The following is a 17,675-nucleotide window of genomic DNA, read 5'->3' on the forward strand; positions in this document are numbered from 1 at the left end:
CCAGAGAGGTTGATGAATGCCGTAGAAGGAGAAACAATAATGGATCCATTAATTCAAGAATTGACTAAAGAACAACTTCGTGATGACATGCCTGAATTCCGTGCCGGGGACACTGTTCGTGTTCACGTACGTGTTGTTGAAGGTACTCACGAACGTATCCAGATCTTCGAAGGTGTCGTAATCAAGAAGAGGGGCACTGGCATCGGTGCTACTTACACTGTTCGTAAGATCGCTTCCGGCGTTGGCGTTGAACGGACTTTCCCAGTTAACACTCCACGTGTTGCCAAGGTTGAAGTTACCCGTCACGGCCGCGTACGTCGTGCTAAGCTTTACTACCTGCGGACTCGTAGCGGTAAGGCTGCTCGTATCGCAGAACGTCGTCGTTAATTCTGACAACGAATCTGAAACTGCTTTGCATTTTGCAAGGCAGTTTTATTTTTACGCGTTTTGGAACTAACGTTCGAAAAATCGTGCTATAATTATGATAAAAACAGCAAGGAGGGGCAGGCATGCATTTGGCGGAAGTAGCCGACTACATTCAAAGCAAATATGGTATTGAGGCCAGCTATGTCGACCTGGCCGGGCAAACCCTGGCCGCCGTCACGGTCCCGGGAGCAAATGAAAGTTTCGCCTTGCTCCTTAAGAAGGACGGCCGCGAAACTGTTGAACTGAAAGCCGGGTCCTTGGCTAAGTTTTTGGCTGCCCAGTCGGCTTTTGGACCAGCCGTCTTCATGCAGGACCCGGCCTGGATCAAGGTTGATTTAGATAATCCTGCCTTAAACGACCGCTTTTTTTACAAGACCCTGGATTCTGCCTATCAGAGCTCCCGGCCCTTGGAAGCAGCGAAAAATACGGCAGAAGATAGGCAAGAGCATGAAATCTACCTGCTGGATGATGAGGGAGAAGACTTCCAAGAAGAAGTAATTCCTAAGCGGCCAGCCTTTTTCAAAGACAGCGACTTTGACCGCCTGCTGGTTGAAAAAGGCCAGCCCGTGATCCCGGAAGGGATCAAGCAGATGCAGGAGAGCTACGACTATTTGGCCGTACCCCGGCGGGAGAGCAATTTTTACCGGCAGGGGATGCTGATGGCTAATTATGAAGATGACTTTGCCCAAATGGTCCCAATTAACAAGCAGCGACCAGTCTACCATGATCTGACCGTCGACCAGTTGCGGTCCTATTTTTCCTGGCGGACTAAGTTCCGGCAGGGCAAGTACAAGCCAGCTCCGGCTGCCTATGTCTATTTGCTGGCCAGTGAATTAGTCTGCCAGATCGGGGTTAAGGATAAAGCCGATGGCCTCCGTCAGCTCCGCCTTCTTTTTGCCAAGTGCGTGGAGCAAAAGGATATTTCCACTAGCTGGCAGGAAAAGCACATCCTGCAGAACTACCTGGTTTATTACGGTTTTGCTCTTGAGGAAATCCGGCCGGATTTTGAAGATGAGCTGATGCGGGGGGAAGTTTATCATAATCTTCTGTCTGGTGAAGCGAGCGGACAGGAACTCTACCAGGCCATCTGCTGCTTATCTTCTTATTTGCCCAAGAACAATCCCTTGCTGAAAAAGGAGCCGGAGAAGTTTTATGAGCTTCTGGCCCAGGTCTGGCAGGAAGTCCGCCTGAATCCTTACCAGCTGCTTAAGCTTTTGGTCGGGGAAAAAACGACCTTGCCGGTAGAAATGTTTGCTGATACGGTTTTCTTCAGCCTTGATCCGGTCAAAGACGCTGAGCTCATTTTAGGGCCAGGCCTTGTCTACCGCTGCCAGGGCGGGCAGTGGAGTAATGAAGTCTACTGGCCTTCCGGCCGGCAGAGGCAGCTTTTGGCCAATTTCATGCATGAATTTGACCGCTTGAGCCGGCAGGCCTTTAAGCAGGGGCGAGCCTTAAAAGAAAAAGACCTGCCTCCCGCTTTTAAGCAGGCAATCGTGCAAGGAATTGCTGACTACCAGGAAATTCTGATAGAAAGGGCTCGGCCAAAGGTTAAGATCAACCTGGCCACCCTGGACCAGATCCGGTCCGACGCGGCTGAAACCAAGGAAAGCCTGCTGACTGAAGAAGAGCGGCAGCTGGAGGCCGAAGAAGCTGAGAAAATTACTAGCGAGAGTAATAAGCAAGTATCTGAGTCTTCTGCTGCAGAAGAAAAGATGACAAAGGACATTGATGAAACGGCTGCCAGCGGCCTGGGCTTAGACGAGAATGAAGAGCAGCTGCTTTTGGCTCTTTTTTCCGGCCAGCCCTACCAGGACTTTTTACGCCAGCGGCACCTGCTCTTAAGCGTGGTCGTGGACCAGATCAATGAGAAAATTTTTGACGAAATCGGCGATGCCGTAATCGACTGCGATGGCCAGAAGGCAGAAATCGTGGAAGATTACCGGAGCGACCTCGCTGACTTATTAGGAATTGAGGAGAAATAGTGGAGCAAAAGAAACGGATTCCAAAGCGGATTGCCCAAACGGTTATCAGTTCACTTAAAGGCGGGGTTGTGCCCCGGATCGGCCTGCCATATATCACGGTGGGCCGGAAGGCGGAAATCGAGGCCCTTTTACACGACGTTGACTTAGTCAAAGAAGGCGGGGCCTCCTTCCGCTTTGTTGTGGGCCGGTACGGGTCAGGCAAGAGTTTTTTGCTGCAGACCATCCGCAACTACGTGATGGACAGAAATTTTATCGTCTTAGATGCCGACCTGTCCCCGGAACGCCGCCTGCAGGGCAGCAAGGGGCAGGGCCTGGCCACCTACCGGGAACTGATCCAGAACCTGGCCACCAAGACCCGGCCGGAAGGCGGAGCCTTAACTTTAGTCCTGGACCGCTGGATCAACAATGTCCAGACGGCAGTAGCCAGTGAAATTCCTTTTGATGCCCCCGGCTTTCAGACAGCCGTTGACCAAAAGATAGTCAGCCAGATTTCCTCTTTGAGCGAAATGGTGCATGGCTATGACTTTGCCCAGCTGTTAGAGCGCTATTACCATGCCTACCTGGCCGGCGACGAGGATACCAAGGGTAAGGTGGTTAAGTGGTTTAGAGGGGAATACCGGCTGAAAACAGAAGCTAAGCAGGATCTGGGCGTCAACATCATTATTTCTGATGAAGACTGGTACGAGTACTTGAAGCTTTTTGCCGTCTTTTTCCGCCAGGCTGGCTACAGCGGCATGTTTATCATGGTCGATGAATTAGTCAACCTCTACAAGATTCCTAACGCCATCTCCCGTCAGTACAACTATGAAAAGCTGCTCAGCATGTACAATGACGCCATGCAGGGCAAGGCCAAGTACCTGGGCATTATTATGGGGGCCACGCCCCAGGCAGTCGAAGACCGGCGGCGGGGCGTTTACTCTTACGAAGCCCTCAGGTCCCGCCTGGCCGAAGGCAAGTTTGCCAAGGAAGGGCAGCGGGACCTGTATGCTCCCGTGATCCGCCTGGAACCCTTGACGGCAGAAGAAATGCTGGTTTTAACGGAGAAACTGGCCGACATGCATGCCAGCCTTTATGGCTATGAGCGGACGATCAGCGAAAAGGACCTGGCTGACTTTATCAAGATTGAATATGCCAGAGTTGGCACGAGCAGCATGATCACCCCAAGAGAAATCATCCGGGACTTTATCGAGCTGCTGGACATTGTCTTGCAAAATCCCGGCCAGACCGTGCAGAGTCTTTTGACAGACGGGGACTTTGCCTACACTAAGTCAGACGCCGTGTCTGATGAAAAGACCAGCGACTTTGCGGAATTTACGATTTAAGTTTTAATTAGGGAAGTTTTTTATGGATGCTTTTTCCCGCTATGCTCCCTTCATCCAGGACTATATCTATTCCCGGGGCTGGGAGACCCTGCGGCCTTTGCAGACAGCAGCGGCCCAGGTAATTTTTGCTACTGACGATAATTTGCTTCTGTCGGCTTCGACTGCTTCCGGGAAAACCGAAGCAGCCTTTTTCCCCATCTTGACAGATTTGGCGGAAAATCCGGCTGACTCTATTGCCTGCCTCTATATTGCCCCTTTAAAGGCCTTGATCAATGACCAGTATGACCGGCTTAAAGACATCTGTGAAGGCAGTGATGTCCCGGTTTGGCGCTATCATGGGGATGTTTCGGCTGCTCAAAAGCGGAAAATGTTCAAAAGGCCCCAGGGGGTCCTGCAGATAACGCCGGAATCCTTAGAGAGCCTGATAATCAACAAGCACGCGGATATTCCCCGCTTATTTGGCGATCTGCGCTATGTTGTCATCGACGAGTTGCACTCCTTTTTAAGAAGCGGCCGGGGCGGGCAGACCTTCTGCCTATTAGAGCGCTTAAACCGGCTGGCTGGTGTTAAACCCCGCCGGATCGGCCTGTCAGCTACGATCGGGGACCCGAAAGCGGCTGGGCAGTTTTTAGGGGCCGGATCGGGCCGTCAGACCAGGATTCCTAAGGTGAAAAGCCAGCCCCAGCGCTGGCGCTTGTCAATGGAGCATTTCTATAAAAGCGGTAACCAGGCTGGCGACCATTCTGCCTTGCCGGCCCAGGCCGTTTTAGATCAAGCCAGCGACCAGGCACCAGAATTAGCTGACCCGGGCCTGGCCTATATTTTTGACCATACCAGGGGCAAAAAGTGCCTGGTCTTTACTAACAGCCGGGAAGAATGTGAAGCTGTCTGCCAGGTTCTAAGGCAATATTGCGAATATAAGAATGAACCAGACCGCTTCATGATCCACCACGGCAACCTGTCCGCGGCCCTGAGGCAGGGGGCAGAGGCTATCATGAAAGACGAAGATGCCAATATTACGACTTGCGCGACGGCTACTTTAGAACTGGGTATTGACGTCGGCCAGCTGGAGCGGGCCTTTCAAATTGAAGCGCCCTTTACCGTTTCCGGCTTTTTGCAGCGGATGGGGCGGACTGGACGGAGGGGCAATCCAGCAGAGATGTGGCTTGTCATGCGCGAAGAGCAGGCTGAAAGCCGGGCCATGCTGCCAGTTTTGCTTCCTTGGTCGCTTCTGCAGGGGATTGCCTTAGTTGAGCTGTATTTACAAGAGCGCTGGGTTGAACCGCCAAGAGACCACCAATTGCCATACAGCCTCCTTTACCACCAGACCATGTCTACTTTGATGGCCGGCGGGGAGATGAGCCCGGCAGAACTTGCTTCCCGGGTTTTGACCCTGTCCTACTTCCGCTGGGTCAGCCAGGATGACTATAGAGTTTTGCTCCGCCACTTGATCAAGACCGACCAGATCCAGCTGACGGAAAATGGCGGCTTGATCGTCGGCCTAGCCGGCGAGCGGGTGACCAACAATTTCAAGTTTTACGCCGTTTTCCAGGAAAACGAGGAATACAGCGTCCACGCTGAGTCAGAAGAACTGGGGACGATCGTTAAGCCCCCGCCCTTGGGTGAAAAAATCGCCATCGCCGGCCATGTCTGGGTGGTTGAAGAAATCGACCGTCGCCGCCGGCAGGTCTACGTCCACCAGGTTAAAGGTCGGATCCCAGCATATTTTGGGGATGTAGCCGGCGACATCCATCCCAAAGTTCTCCAGCAGATGAGGAAGATTCTGGCAGAAGAGAGGCAGTATCCTTACTTGATGAAAAACGCGGCTGCCCGCTTGAGTGAAACGAGAGCAATGGCGGAAGCCGCTGGCCTGCCAGATAAGCAGCTGATTAACCTGGGGGCTAAGACCTACTGCCTTTTCCCTTGGACGGGTTCTTATGCTTTTCTGGCCCTAGAGCGTTTCTTGCGCCTGAAATGTGCCAGCCGTTTAGGGCTTAAGAATATTGACTCAGTCCGGCCATACTACATCCAGTTCAGCATGGATGTCAGTGTAGGAGACTTTTACCAGATTCTGGCTGAAGAAGTCGCTAAAGACTTTGACCCTTTGGACTTGCTCTATCCAAAGGAAGTGCCGGTTTTTGACAAGTATGATGAATACCTGCCAGATGACCTGGTCAGAAAAGAATTTGCCTATAGTGTCCTGGATTTGACTGAAATGCGGCGGGCAATCGGAGAGATTACGAGACAAATGGCTTAAAAAAGATGTACAATAATGTCTAATAATCAAATCTTGATTTTTAGAAAGGACATTTATGTCAGTAAGCAAGCGTCCGATTTCCGGTTTTCAAGAATTAGAAACAGCCGCTGATGACAGCGATGAGATACATTTTAAGTTAAATGGCCAGCAGTGGCTGTTAGTTGATGACGGCAATCCTTTGACCCCGGCCAGCAAGACCTTGATCAACTGTGATTTGCCTGAAGAGCAGCAGTTTTTTGCCAATACGGAGGAATTTCTGACCTGCCAGATAGGCGGTCAGTCCCTGGCTGACTGCTGGCCCCAGATGAGCGAGGTAGCTGTCTGGAGCGTGCAGTTTGACAGCCTGGAGGAATTTGTCCAAGCGATTAAAGACGGCTGCGACATTAAGTTTTCTTTAGCCGGCCGCCAGTACAGCCTGGGCCAGTCCAGTGAACGAAAGGTCTATCGGCAGCTCGCCTGGCGTTTGGAGAAGGGCGGGCAGATGAAGGTGGAAAAATTTGCTGACTTGAAGCAGCTTTTGGCCTTTGAAATTGCCGGGCAAAGCCTGGGCAAGCAGTGGTCAGCCATGAAAAATGTCGACTACGGCTGATTTTAATCTAAATTTTTTTATGGAGAAAAGTTCTGGGAAAAGGCTTTATTTTTGAAAAAAACTAATTTCGTAAAGAATAAACCTGGTTTTACTTAATAAAGCAAGAAAAAGAGACTTTCATTATAAATAAAAGAAACTTTCTAAAATATCGGGTATAATATTTTATAGATCCGATATGACAGAAAGATGAAAACTATGAAAAGACAGCCGCAAACAATCAAGAGAATCATCCAGGCCTTGGCCTGCGGTCTGCTGCTTTTGCTAGCGACCAGCCTAACCGCCTGTTCCAGCAAGCAGGAGAGCAGCTATGCCCGGGCCAAGCAGTCTAAGCAGATAACCTGGGGGGTCCGGCCAGACACCAAGCTGTTCGGCTTGACCAACATCAAGACCGGCAAGATCGAAGGTTTTGAAATTGATCTGGCTACGGCCATCACCAAGCAGATCCTTGGCCCTAAAAGCAAGGCTGTCTTCCGGCCGATCACGGAAAAGACCCGGATCACCCTTTTGCACAACGGCTCCCTGGACGCCGTCATTTCAACCATGACCATCACCAAGGAGCGGATGAAGGTGATCGACTTCTCTGACGTTTACTTTAACGCCAACGAATCCATGATCGTTAAGAAGTCCAGCAAGATCAGAAGCATTGCTGACTTGAATAAAAAGGGAGTCGTGGTTATTGCCATCAAGGGGACCGACGTGGCCAACCAGGTGGCTAAGCTGGCTCCAAAGGCTAGCGTCAAGCAGTTTGACGACTACGGGTCAGCCTTCAACGCCTTAAAGGCCGGACAAGGGGATGTCATGATCGACGACAACGGGATTTTGGCTGGTTTGATCGCTGATACCCCGGAATTCACCTTGACCAAGGCCTCTTTAGCTGAGGAGCCATACGGCATCGGGGTTGAAAAGGGCCAGACCGAAATGCGCCAGGCGATCAATCAGGCCTTAAAGCAGCTGCGGGCCAACGGAAAATATGACCAGCTGGTCAAGAAGTGGTTCGGCAAGGTCTCCGGCTTTGACGTCAAACATGCAGAAAGCCAGAAGGTTAAGATTCAATAAGACGGAAAAACTAATACAAAAAGTAAAAAGCTAGGAGCAGATGCTCCTAGCTTTTTAGCTAGCATGTAAATTATTTGTATTTTAGTATTTTGATTTAGATTTAAAGGATAGCGCCGACAACGATCAGGCAGAGGCCGGCAAGCGTTGCGACCAGTTCCTTGCCTTGCTTGCGTTCGCCCAGCAGAGTCATCCCGCCGATAGTGGAGATGATTACGCTCAGCTGGCCGTAGATGAAGGCGTTGGTCACCCCGTTGACTTGAGCGGAGATGATGTAGGCGTAAGCTGCAATCCCGAAGCTGATGCCGGCAAAGAGGTCAAGGTAGCTGGCCTTTTCCTTGAAGGCAGCCTTGTTGCCGCTGAAGGCCAGGTAGATCACAGACCCCAGCAGGATCCCCAAGGTTTGCGGCAGGAACATGGATTCAGCGTCTGCCGTAATCGTCTTCGGGAAGGCAGAGTAGGCCAGGTAGCCGATCGTGGTCAAGACCAGGAAGAGGATGTCCTTGTTGGTGGTCTTCTGAGTGAAGCCGTCGCCCTTTTCAGTGTAGGCGGTCAAGATGACGCCGACCATGATGATGACCAGGGCAATGATCCCGAAGATAAAGTTGTTGCTGGTCTTCCATTCACCAAAGATCAAAGCCCCGATGATGGTATTGCCGACCAGCTGCAGGCCAGTTGAGATCGGCATGGTCTTGCTGACCCCGATCCGGGTGAAGGAGATGAACTGGCCGATTTGACCGATCGTCCATAAAGCACCGGACAGAAGGGACAGGAAGAAAACTGGCATGGAAATGGCCGGATGCTGGATTAAAGTCACGATGATGCCGACAATAGTCGCCCCCATGCCGACGCCGAAGATCTGGTTGGCCGGCTTGCTGTTTGGCACCTTGTTGACGATCCAAGGCATAACCCCCCAGCCGATGGCCGGCAGTAAGGCAATGATGATATTCATTAATTGAAAACTCCTTTAACTAATAATTTGTCGAATAGTTATTAGATTAACGGAGTTTCAGGAAAATAGCAATAGAAAACGCTATGAAAATGTCAACCGTTTTCAGAAAACGGTTGAAAAGGAAAAGATGCTTTGCATAAAGCAAAACATCTTTTCAAAAAAATATGAGCTAATCGAGTTTGCTGACCGGCAATACTGTATTAATCAATATTTGCTCTGTAAAGACCGACGACCTTGCCCAAAATTTGTACATGGTTCAAGATAATTGGATCCATGGCATCATTTTCCGGTTGCAGGCGGTAGTGGAGGTCTTCTTTAAAGAAGCGCTTGACTGTTGCTTCCCCGTCATCAGTCATGGCGACCACGATTTCCCCGTTCTGGGCCGTGGTCTGCTTGCGGACGATGACATAGTCCCCGTTCAAGATACCGGCATTGATCATTGAAGTGCCGTGTACCCGGAGCATGAAGAGCTCACCGGCATCACTGGCCAGGTTCGGTGGAAGCGGGAAGTAGTCTTCCACGTCCTGGACAGCCAGGATCGGCTGGCCGGCGGTAACAACCCCGATGACCGGAATGTCTTTAGGCTTGATGCCCAAGGCGTCAAGGCCGGCGTGGGTGATTTCCAAAGCTCGGGGCTTGGTGGCGTCCTTGATGAGGTAGCCCTTGCGCTCCAGTCTGGTCAAATGGCCATGGACAGTGGAGGTTGAAGACAGGCCAACTGCCGCGCAGATTTCCCGGACCGTCGGCGGGAAGCCGCGGTTTTCAACGGTATCGTAGATGTATTGCAGAATTTCTAATTGTTTTGAGTCGTGAGTTGCCATAGTTACTTTTCCTTCGTCAAAAATCTTATTGTCGGTTATTATTTATTTTAGCAAATATTCGGGAAGTTTACAAACTGGCGTTCTAGGCTTAAAACTTTTTTTATTTTTGCAAAGCGAGTACACTATTCTTATCACTAGAAAGGCGGATATATATATGACAGAAGCAGATCAAGTCAGAAAAAGAATCAATGAATTATACAAGAAGAAGCAGGAAAGCGGCTTGACGGAGGCTGAAGAGGCTGAACGCAAAGAACTGCACAAGCAGTTTATCGCCAACTTCCGGGCAGGTTTCAAGCAGCAGCTGGACAGCCTGGTAATTGTTGACGATCAAGGCAAGGACGTTACGCCGGAGAAAGCCAAGCAAATTCAGAAGAAAAAGCTTCTCAGATAAGATTTATCCTTTAAAAATGGTCTGAAGTTTTGTAAGATAGTATTTGTGTGACTAACGAATGCATCTCCGCTGAGGCGGATAACAAATTAAGACCAATGGAGGTTTAGCGATAATGAATTTAGGTTTGGCGATTTTCTTGATTATTTTGGCAGCTCTTCTGGGTGCGGTTGCTGGTTTTTACGGTGCCCGGACTTACATGAAGAACTACTTTAAGAAGAATCCCCCGATTACCCGGGAAATGGTTGAAACCATGATGTCACAAATGGGCCAGAAGCCTTCAGCCAAGAAGGTCAACCAAGTGATGAACATGATCAAGCATCAGGCAGCTAAGAACTAGTCTAGTCAGCCATAGAGGGCTAGGGGAATCCTGGCGCTCTTTTTTCGGGCTATGGGGATTAGAAAAGAAGGAGAAAAAGATAAAACCCAAATAAAAGAGGGAGGAAAAAATGGATACTTTCAGCAAGCTGGGCTGGTTCTTTAAAGCCCACCGCAAGCGCTACGCCTTAGGGATCACGGCCTTAGTCCTGACTTCGGCAGCCAACCTGGTCCCGCCGCGGATCCTGGGCATGATGGCTGACCAGCTGGATACGGGGAGAATCAGCTGGCAGCAATTTTTTAGCTATGTTCTGGCAATTTTGCTGGCGGCTTTGGCCCTTTATGTCTGCCGCTATTTCTGGCGCAAGCAGATTTACGGCGGAGCGGCGATTTTGGAAAAAGAACTCCGCGGCCGGCTCTTCTGGCATTTTATGCAGATGGACCGGACCTTCTTTCAGCGCTACCGTACCGGGGACTTGATGGCCCGGGCAACCAATGACGTCCAGGCCGTGCAGAACGTAGCAGGTGACGGGATCTTGACTTTGATCGACGCGATTTTTACCGGGGGGACCACCTTGCTGGCCATGATGATCCTGGTAGACTGGCGCTTGACCCTGGTGGCCATGCTGCCGCTGCCCCTTTTGGCCTTCTGTGCCCGCTACCTGGGTGATCGCCTGCATGACGCCTATATGGATTCGCAGGCGGCCTTTTCCCGCTTGAACAACAAGACTCAGGAATCCTTGTCTGGGATTAAGGTCTTGAAGACTTTTGGCCAGGGAAAGGAGGATGCGGCAGCTTTTAACAAGATGACCTATGAAACGGTAGATATCAATAAAAAGGTCTTCCGGATCGACTCACTCTACGACCCAATGATTACCATGATCATCGGGATTACCTACATCATTACCATCATCTACGGTGGCCGGCTGGTTCTCAGCAAAGCGATCAGCCTGGGCCAGCTGATTTCCTTTGTGTCCTACATTGGGGCCATGGTCTGGCCAATGTTTGCCATTGGCTACCTGTTTAATGTTCTTGAGCGGGGGAGCGCCAGCTACGACCGGATTATGAGCCTGCTCAATGAAAAATCTTTGATCGTGGACTCAGATTCAATGGACAAGGAGCAGAAGCTGACTGGAGATTTGCGCTATCACGTGACCAGTTTTGCCTACCCGGATGAACCAGACAAGGCTGCCTTGGGGGCAGTGGACTTTGACTTGAAAAACGGGCAGACTATCGGCCTGGTTGGCCGGGTTGGCTCAGGCAAGACGACCATTATCCAGCTTTTGATGCGGGAGTTTGATAACTACAAGGGCCGGATCACTTTTGCCGGCCACGACATCCGGCAGATTCCCCTGGACGTCTACTTAAAAGAAATATCTTACGTTCCCCAAAACAACTTCCTTTTCTCCATGTCGGTCAGAGACAATATTGCCTTTGCCAAGCCGGATGCCAGCCAGGAAGAGGTCGAAGTGGCGGCTAAAAAGAGCGCCCTTCACGACGATATCCTGGCCTTTCCAAATGGCTATGAGACCATGATCGGGGAAAACGGGGTTTCCCTGTCGGGCGGGCAAAAGCAGCGGATGTCGATTGCCAGAGCCCTGCTTCATGACAGTGAAATCTTGATTTTGGACGATGCTTTGTCAGCTGTTGACGCCAAAACTGAAAAGGCGATCTTGACTAAGCTTCGGCAAGAACGGGAAAAGAAAATTACCGTCATCGCTGCCCACCGCTTAAGCAGCGTAATGGATGCTGACTTGATCCTGGTCATGCAGGACGGGCAGGTGGCAGAAAGAGGGACGCATGAAGAATTGCTGGCCAAGGGGGGCTGGTATGCCCGGATGTGGCAGCGGCAAGAATTAGCCCAGAAGGTAGGTGAAGATGACGATGAATAATGAAGACTTCCAGTCAGTCTGGCAGCAGCAGATTTCGACCAAAGAGCAGGGGCAGATTTTAAAGCGGCTCTGGACCTTTGTCTGGCTTTACAAGGGGGAATTACTGACTGCCGTCTTAGGGATGGTGGCAGTTTCCGCGATCAATATGCTCTTGCCGACCTGGCTGCGGTATTACATGGACCACTATTTGAAGGCGGGCAAGGTTGACTTCAGCACGTTTTATTATGTTGCCTTGATCTACGGCATTGGCGTGGTATTTAAGGCGGTCTGCCAATTTACCTATGAATACCTTTATGCCCTGGCCGGGGAAAAGGCATTGGAAAAGGTCCGCCGGGTCCTTTATGCAAAAATTCACACCCTGGGGATGCGGTATTTTGACCAGACTCCAGCCGGGTCGATTTTGTCCCGGGTAACCAACGACACGATGACCCTGGGCAACTTTATGCAGGTTTTCTCTGCCTTTCTGTTAGGGATCGTCTCCATGGTAACCGCCTTGATTGCCATGTATATGGCTGACCCGGTGGCCGGGGGGATCGTGACGGCCTTTATTCCACTTATCGTTGGGGCAATCTGGCTTTATAACCGGGTCAGCTCCAAAATCTACCACGAATACCGGGCCCGCAACTCTTTGATCAACACCAAGCTAGAAGAAAGCATTGCCGGAATTTCCGTGATCCAGCAGTTTCGCCAGGAAAAGCGGATAGACGATGATTTTGAAAAAATCAACCGCCAGCAGATGCAGACCCGCTTCAAGCTGATCAGAACCAACGGCCTGCTCTTGTCGCCGTTTACGACCCTGCTCTATTCGTTGGCCTTAACCTGCGTTTTGGTCTGGTTCGGTTACCCCCTCCGGGCAACTTTTGTCCCGGCCGGGATGATCTATGCTTTTGCAAACTATGTGCAGAACTTTTTTAACCCCTTGTCGGACATGATGAACTCGCTGACCTTCTTTACCGACGGGATCGTGGCTGGCAAGCGGATCTTCAAGATTTTGGACCAGGAAGAATACGAGCCTGAGCAAAAAGAGCTGGCCAACGCCAAGATTACGGAAGGGAAAATTGAGTTTAAGCATGTGTCATTCTCATATGACGGCAAGCATGACGTTCTCCGCGATGTTTCCTTCACCCTTAATCCAGGCGAGACCCTGGGGATCGTTGGCCACACGGGTTCAGGCAAGAGTTCAATCATCAACGTGATGATGCGCTTTTACGAATTTCACTCGGGCCAGATCCTTTTGGACGGGATCGACATCCGGGACTTTTCCAAGGCAGAATTACGGCAAAAAATAGGCCTGGTTCTCCAGGAACCCTTCATGTTCTATGGGGACGTGGCTTCCAACATCCGCTTGTACAATGACAAGATCACTGATGAGCAGATTGAGGAAGCCGCTAAAACTGTCCAGGCTGACCGCTTTATCGAAAAATTGCCTGGGAAATACCATGCTAAGGTCATTGAAGGCGGATCGGAATTCTCCAGCGGGGAAAGACAGCTGATTTCCTTTGCCCGAACCCTGGTAACCAATCCTAAGATTTTGATTTTGGACGAAGCAACGGCCAACGTGGACACGGAAACAGAAAGTTTGATTCAAGCAGGACTCAAAAAGCTCCGCCAGGGCCGCACGACCCTGGCTATTGCCCACCGCCTGTCAACGATTGCTGATGCTGACCAGATCATTGTTTTAGACAAGGGGAGAATCGTCGAACATGGCAAGCACGAGGACTTGCTGGCCCAAAAGGGCTACTACTATGACCTTTACACCCTCCAGCAAAACCGGGAAAACTAAGAATGAATTAAGACAAAAAAGAGCGCGCCCAGAAGACGCGCTCTTTTATTATTCTAATCCGGCAAGCTGGAGATTTTTAACAAAGGGGAGACTTTTCAAATCAGCCAAAAGGGTGTTGATGTCTCCTTCAAGGCCGGCCAGGTCCAGGGACATCAAGACGCTGGCGTGGCTGGCCAAAGGGATGGCCTGGGAAATAGTCAAAACCGAGGCCCGGTGGTCGGTCACGCAGGTCAAAACGGCTGACAGGGCCCCAGGTAGGTCAGCTAAAAGCAGAGACAAGACCGCCTGCTGACCCCTTGCAGGGTCCTTGGCTCTAAAAACATAGTCTTTATAGCGGTAATAAGTGTTGCGGGAGATGCCGATCCGCTCAGTCGCCTCGGTGACGGTGGCTGCTTCCCGGCTGTCCAGCATTTCCCTTGCCTCTAGGACCTTCTCCAGATAGTTGGGCAGGATCTTTTTATGAACGTAAAAATAGTCGGCCATGGCAAATTCTCCTTTGACATATTGCTTTAATTTTTGTTTAATAATAAGTAACTTTTCCCTTGTCAGGCCTTGCGGATAATGATACTATGTTTTTGATTCAAAAACAAGTGTCCCTAGATTAGAAACAACGGAGGCGGGTATGCAAATTGCAATCTTAGGCCGTGGCGTGGTTGGCGGCGGCATTGTCAAGCTGGTTGAAGAGGCTGAAACTCCGCTTTTGCGGAAGATTAAAATAAAAAAAATCCTGGTCCACAGAGATGAACAGATCCTGGATGACCAGCATACGACTGACTTTGTGGAAATCGTGAACGATCCGGAAATTTCAGTGGTTTGCGAGTGCATCGGGGGGGTAGAACCGGCCCACAGCTATGTTAAGCGGGCCCTGGAAGCCGGCAAGCACGTGGTGACGGCTAATAAGAAGATGCTGGCGGTCTATGCCGGCGAGCTATTTGACTTAGCCAGGCAAAAGGGCCTGGTATTGGCCTATGAGGCCAGCGTTGGCGGCGGCATCCCCTGGATTGACAACATCAAGCACATTCAGCGCCTGGAGCCGGTCACGTCCTTCCAGGGAATTTTTAACGGGACCAGCAACTACATCCTTTCCCAGATGGCAGAAAAGGACCTGGACTTTGCTGCTTGCTTAAAAGAAGCCCAGGAGCTGGGCTACGCGGAAAAGGATCCCAGCGATGACATCGACGGCGGAGACGTCTGCTACAAGGTCTGCTTGTCAGCCTTGACTGCGTTTGGCAAAATTGCTGATCCAAGCCAGGTTGACCAGTGGGGGATACGGCATTTGACCAAGGAAGACTTTGCCTGGGCCAAGGCAAATGGCCGGACCATCAAGTTGCTGGGCCGGGGCCGGCAGACAGGTGAGAAGCTGTCCTTGCAGGTTTTGCCGGTCATGCTGAAAAAGACCAGCCTTTTAGCCAGAGTGGGCCTTAACTTCAATGCCCTGGAAACTGATTCCGCTTCCCTGGGTCCGGAAACATTCGTGGGCCAGGGGGCAGGCTCTTTGCCAACCGCCCACGCGGCTGTCCAAGACCTCTTGGATCTGGCTGAAGGGAAAAAGGGAATCGTGCAAAGTGCTGAACCGGGTCAGCTTACTGATGAAGAAGAGCAAACTTTCTACCTGCGGACTAACCGGGCGGATTTTTTCCAGGATGTAGTAGCAGAAAGAATCAGCGAAAAGGCATTTTTGACCAAAAAGCTGACTTTGGCGGAAATTTCAAGCCTGGTCAAGGAAAGCGGGGACCCGGCGGCCTTTTTGGCGGGAGTGGCAGATGAGTAAAGCAGTCAAATTCGGCGGCTCTTCAGTCGCCAATAGCGAACAGTTTAAGAAGGTCAAGCAAATCATTTTGGCTGATCCGGACCGCAAGTACGTGGTGACCATCGCCTGCGGCAAGAGCGGGCAGGAGGACCATAAGGTCACCGACCTCCTCTACCTCTGCGCGGCCCACATTACCTATGACGTCAGCTATGAGTCGATTTTCCAGTCTATCGTGGACAAGTACATGGAAATCAAGCGCAGCCTGGGCCTTAAAATCGACTTGGCTGGAGAATTCGCCAAGATCCGGCAGAACATGGCCCAGAACTTGAACTTGGACTACCTGGTCTCCCGGGGCGAATACTTGACCGGCCTTTGCTTGGCTGAATACCTGGACGCGGACTTTGTTGACTCCAGCCGGGTGATCCGTTTCCATTACGACGGCTCAATTGACCTGGATAAAAGCCAGGAACTGTTAAAAGCCCAGGTTGATCCGGGCCGGCGGGTGGTGATCCCCGGCTTTTACGTGGCCGATCCGCGCATTATCAAAGATCATGTCCAGATTCCCCGGATTACCTACTCAGAACTGCGGCAGATGAGCTATATGGGAGAAAATGTCCTGCATGACGACGCGGTTTTTCCCGTCCGGCAGAAAAACATCCCGATCAATGTCCGCAACACCAATCATCCGGAAAATCCCGGCACCATGATCATGAATGATTGCAGTGAACTTGACGCGCAAGAGCCGCCTCATGTCATCACCGGGATTACAGGCAAGCAGGACTTTACGGTCATCACCATGGTTAAGTCGCATGTTTCAGCTGAGGCAGGCTTCTTACGCAAGGTCTTAGCCGTTTTTGAAAAATTTCAGATCTCGATTGAAAGCGTTCCGGTCACGGTCGATACCTTTTCCATTGTGGTCCAGACCAAGAAAATCGAGCGCTATCTCTATGAGATCGTGGCGGAATTAAAGCAGGACCTGCACCTGGACGATATCCAGGTCGAAAGCCAGCAGGCCATGCTGGCCGTGGTTGGCCGGGCCATGCGGCAAATGCCGAAGGCGATTTATCAGCAGTTTATTAGTGAAGAAAGAGTGGAACGATAAATGAAAATTGGTATTTTAGGAGCTACAGGGGCCGTTGGCCGGCAGATGTTGGAATGTATTGAAGAAAGACAATTGCCGGTTGAAGAACTGCGCGTTTTTGCTTCCGAGCGCTCCAAGGGTAAAAAGCTGCCCTTTGCTGGCCAGGAATTGACCCTGGAAGTGGTCAGCCAGGAAAGACTGAATGGCCTGGACTACGTTTTGGGGGCAGTTTCTAACAGCCTGTCTAAGGAATACCGGCCCCTGGTCGAAAAGAGCGGGGCAGTCTACATTGACAACAGCTCAGCCTTCCGGCAAGAAGACGGCGTGCCTTTGGTAGTTCCTGAAATTAATGGCCAAGATGCTTTAGACCACCACGGCGTGATTGCCAATCCCAACTGTTCAACTGCCATTACCTTGATGGCTCTGGCTCCAATTGCCAAGTTGTCTCCGATCAAGGCTATCAACGCCTGCACCTACCAGGCCGTTTCCGGTGCCGGCATGGGCGGGATCAGCGAACTGAAGGATGAAGTGACGGCTTTGACCAAGGGCGAGAGCGTGGAAGCCAAGGTCTTCCCGGCCCAGATCGCCTTTAACGTCATCGCTGACATTGGCAGTCCTTTGGAAAACGGCTATACGACTGAAGAAATGAAGATGCAGAATGAAGGCAGAAAGATCTTGCACTTGCCAGACTTGTTGGTGACCTGCACCTGCGTCCGGGTCCCGGTCTACCGGTCCCACTCAATTGCGGTGACGGTTGTCACTGAAGAACCGGTCTCAGTTGAAGCTGCTGAAAATGCCATCGCGGCTTTTGACGGCGACCTCCTGGTTACTGATTACACTCCAACTCCCCTGGAAAACTCCGACAAGGATATCGTGCAAGTCGGTCGCCTGCGCCGGGACTTGACCAACCCTAACGGCCTTACTCTTTGGTGCACCGGCGACCAGATCAGAAAGGGGGCGGCAACTAACGCCGTCCAGATTATGGAATACCTAGAAAATAACAAGTAATAAGCAGCAGTAAAAAAGCATAAAGAAAAAGGATTGAGCGTCCATGCTCAATC

Annotated in this window: 16 protein-coding genes; 13 read left to right on the plus strand and 3 right to left on the minus strand. The window is 51.0% G+C overall.

All coding sequences use genetic code 11. The annotated features are described in order from the left end of the window. The first annotated feature begins 39 nt into the window (after positions 1-39). The 6 genes from rplS to DS743_RS04800 all read left to right on the plus strand — a co-directional run bounded on the left by rplS (position 40) and on the right by DS743_RS04800 (position 7,632). Positions 40-387 (plus strand): 50S ribosomal protein L19, encoded by a 348-nt coding sequence (gene rplS, locus DS743_RS04775; protein ID WP_035184635.1) that lies wholly within the window; start codon positions 40-42, stop codon positions 385-387. A 122-nt stretch (positions 388-509) separates the two neighbouring features. Beyond that, positions 510-2,408 (plus strand): TerB N-terminal domain-containing protein, encoded by a 1,899-nt coding sequence (locus DS743_RS04780; RefSeq protein ID WP_035184633.1) that lies wholly within the window; start codon positions 510-512, stop codon positions 2,406-2,408. After that, positions 2,408-3,730: an ATP-binding protein gene (locus DS743_RS04785; protein WP_035184632.1), complete on the plus strand. Its 1,323-nt coding sequence runs from the start codon at positions 2,408-2,410 to the stop codon at positions 3,728-3,730. Before DS743_RS04780 ends, DS743_RS04785 begins: the two co-directional genes overlap by 1 nt. Before the next feature lie 22 nt (positions 3,731-3,752). After that, positions 3,753-5,987 (plus strand): DEAD/DEAH box helicase, encoded by a 2,235-nt coding sequence (locus DS743_RS04790; RefSeq protein WP_035184631.1) that lies wholly within the window; start codon positions 3,753-3,755, stop codon positions 5,985-5,987. A 55-nt stretch (positions 5,988-6,042) separates the two neighbouring features. After that, the gene (locus DS743_RS04795; RefSeq protein ID WP_003615463.1) at positions 6,043-6,576 is read left to right on the plus strand and encodes a hypothetical protein; all 534 of its coding nucleotides are present in this window, start codon (positions 6,043-6,045) and stop codon (positions 6,574-6,576) included. A 195-nt stretch (positions 6,577-6,771) separates the two neighbouring features. Then, positions 6,772-7,632 (plus strand): transporter substrate-binding domain-containing protein, encoded by an 861-nt coding sequence (locus tag DS743_RS04800; RefSeq protein WP_035184630.1) that lies wholly within the window; start codon positions 6,772-6,774, stop codon positions 7,630-7,632. 100 nt (positions 7,633-7,732) lie between these two features. Here DS743_RS04800 and DS743_RS04805 read toward each other — a convergent pair whose 3' ends face one another. Together DS743_RS04805 and lexA are read right to left on the minus strand one after the other, a co-directional pair. Then, positions 7,733-8,581 carry a GRP family sugar transporter gene (locus DS743_RS04805; RefSeq protein WP_025895396.1) on the minus strand — a complete coding sequence of 283 codons (849 nt, stop codon included), beginning with the start codon at positions 8,579-8,581 and terminating at the stop codon, positions 7,733-7,735. 200 nt (positions 8,582-8,781) lie between these two features. Beyond that, entirely contained in the window at positions 8,782-9,402 is a 621-nt protein-coding gene (gene lexA / locus DS743_RS04810) for a transcriptional repressor LexA (RefSeq protein ID WP_002876773.1), read from the minus strand. A gap of 154 nt (positions 9,403-9,556) precedes the next feature. Between lexA and DS743_RS04815 the strand changes: the two genes are divergently transcribed. The 4 genes from DS743_RS04815 to DS743_RS04830 all read left to right on the plus strand — a co-directional run bounded on the left by DS743_RS04815 (position 9,557) and on the right by DS743_RS04830 (position 13,783). Beyond that, positions 9,557-9,793 carry a DUF896 domain-containing protein gene (locus DS743_RS04815; RefSeq protein WP_002876771.1) on the plus strand — a complete coding sequence of 79 codons (237 nt, stop codon included), beginning with the start codon at positions 9,557-9,559 and terminating at the stop codon, positions 9,791-9,793. A gap of 112 nt (positions 9,794-9,905) precedes the next feature. Continuing rightward, complete coding sequence (locus DS743_RS04820) at positions 9,906-10,130, plus strand: YneF family protein (protein ID WP_002876770.1); 225 nt, start codon at positions 9,906-9,908, stop codon at positions 10,128-10,130. A gap of 109 nt (positions 10,131-10,239) precedes the next feature. Then, positions 10,240-12,000 carry an ABC transporter ATP-binding protein gene (locus DS743_RS04825; protein ID WP_013439817.1) on the plus strand — a complete coding sequence of 587 codons (1,761 nt, stop codon included), beginning with the start codon at positions 10,240-10,242 and terminating at the stop codon, positions 11,998-12,000. Continuing rightward, positions 11,993-13,783: an ABC transporter ATP-binding protein gene (locus DS743_RS04830; protein ID WP_035184829.1), complete on the plus strand. Its 1,791-nt coding sequence runs from the start codon at positions 11,993-11,995 to the stop codon at positions 13,781-13,783. Before DS743_RS04825 ends, DS743_RS04830 begins: the two co-directional genes overlap by 8 nt. 48 nt (positions 13,784-13,831) lie before the next feature. On the opposite strand, the gene DS743_RS04835 is transcribed toward DS743_RS04830, so the two are convergent. Continuing rightward, entirely contained in the window at positions 13,832-14,266 is a 435-nt protein-coding gene (locus tag DS743_RS04835; RefSeq protein WP_002876762.1) for an ACT domain-containing protein, read from the minus strand. Between the two features lie 139 nt (positions 14,267-14,405). Here DS743_RS04835 and DS743_RS04840 point away from each other — a divergent pair, with 139 nt between their 5' ends. The 3 genes from DS743_RS04840 to DS743_RS04850 are packed head-to-tail and all read left to right on the plus strand — an operon-like array spanning position 14,406 to position 17,622. Beyond that, entirely contained in the window at positions 14,406-15,554 is a 1,149-nt protein-coding gene (locus tag DS743_RS04840; protein WP_072544173.1) for a homoserine dehydrogenase, read from the plus strand. Continuing rightward, positions 15,547-16,635 carry an amino acid kinase family protein gene (locus DS743_RS04845; RefSeq protein WP_035184627.1) on the plus strand — a complete coding sequence of 363 codons (1,089 nt, stop codon included), beginning with the start codon at positions 15,547-15,549 and terminating at the stop codon, positions 16,633-16,635. Before DS743_RS04840 ends, DS743_RS04845 begins: the two co-directional genes overlap by 8 nt. Then, positions 16,636-17,622, plus strand: coding sequence for an aspartate-semialdehyde dehydrogenase (locus DS743_RS04850; protein ID WP_003615449.1), 987 nt, complete (start codon positions 16,636-16,638; stop codon positions 17,620-17,622). It begins immediately after the preceding gene. Positions 17,623-17,675: the final 53 nt, after the last annotated feature.

Origin of the sequence: Lactobacillus leichmannii, from assembly GCF_024701915.1 — a bacterium.
Lineage (GTDB): Bacteria > Bacillota > Bacilli > Lactobacillales > Lactobacillaceae > Lactobacillus > Lactobacillus delbrueckii.

Excerpts from the sequence above, each read along its gene's own strand:
- DS743_RS04815 (WP_002876771.1), top strand. The coding sequence starts at position 9,557 with ATGACAGAAGCAGATCAAGTCAGAAAAAGAATCAATGAATTATACAAG.
- DS743_RS04800 (WP_035184630.1), top strand. The coding sequence starts at position 6,772 with ATGAAAAGACAGCCGCAAACAATCAAGAGAATCATCCAGGCCTTGGCC.
- rplS (WP_035184635.1), top strand. The coding sequence starts at position 40 with ATGGATCCATTAATTCAAGAATTGACTAAAGAACAACTTCGTGATGAC.
- DS743_RS04795 (WP_003615463.1), top strand. The coding sequence starts at position 6,043 with ATGTCAGTAAGCAAGCGTCCGATTTCCGGTTTTCAAGAATTAGAAACA.
- DS743_RS04835 (WP_002876762.1), bottom strand. The coding sequence starts at position 14,266 with ATGGCCGACTATTTTTACGTTCATAAAAAGATCCTGCCCAACTATCTG.
- DS743_RS04820 (WP_002876770.1), top strand. The coding sequence starts at position 9,906 with ATGAATTTAGGTTTGGCGATTTTCTTGATTATTTTGGCAGCTCTTCTG.
- DS743_RS04830 (WP_035184829.1), top strand. The coding sequence starts at position 11,993 with ATGAATAATGAAGACTTCCAGTCAGTCTGGCAGCAGCAGATTTCGACC.
- DS743_RS04825 (WP_013439817.1), top strand. The coding sequence starts at position 10,240 with ATGGATACTTTCAGCAAGCTGGGCTGGTTCTTTAAAGCCCACCGCAAG.
- DS743_RS04780 (WP_035184633.1), top strand. The coding sequence starts at position 510 with ATGCATTTGGCGGAAGTAGCCGACTACATTCAAAGCAAATATGGTATT.
- lexA (WP_002876773.1), bottom strand. The coding sequence starts at position 9,402 with ATGGCAACTCACGACTCAAAACAATTAGAAATTCTGCAATACATCTAC.
- DS743_RS04805 (WP_025895396.1), bottom strand. The coding sequence starts at position 8,581 with ATGAATATCATCATTGCCTTACTGCCGGCCATCGGCTGGGGGGTTATG.
- DS743_RS04790 (WP_035184631.1), top strand. The coding sequence starts at position 3,753 with ATGGATGCTTTTTCCCGCTATGCTCCCTTCATCCAGGACTATATCTAT.
- DS743_RS04845 (WP_035184627.1), top strand. The coding sequence starts at position 15,547 with ATGAGTAAAGCAGTCAAATTCGGCGGCTCTTCAGTCGCCAATAGCGAA.
- DS743_RS04840 (WP_072544173.1), top strand. The coding sequence starts at position 14,406 with ATGCAAATTGCAATCTTAGGCCGTGGCGTGGTTGGCGGCGGCATTGTC.
- DS743_RS04850 (WP_003615449.1), top strand. The coding sequence starts at position 16,636 with ATGAAAATTGGTATTTTAGGAGCTACAGGGGCCGTTGGCCGGCAGATG.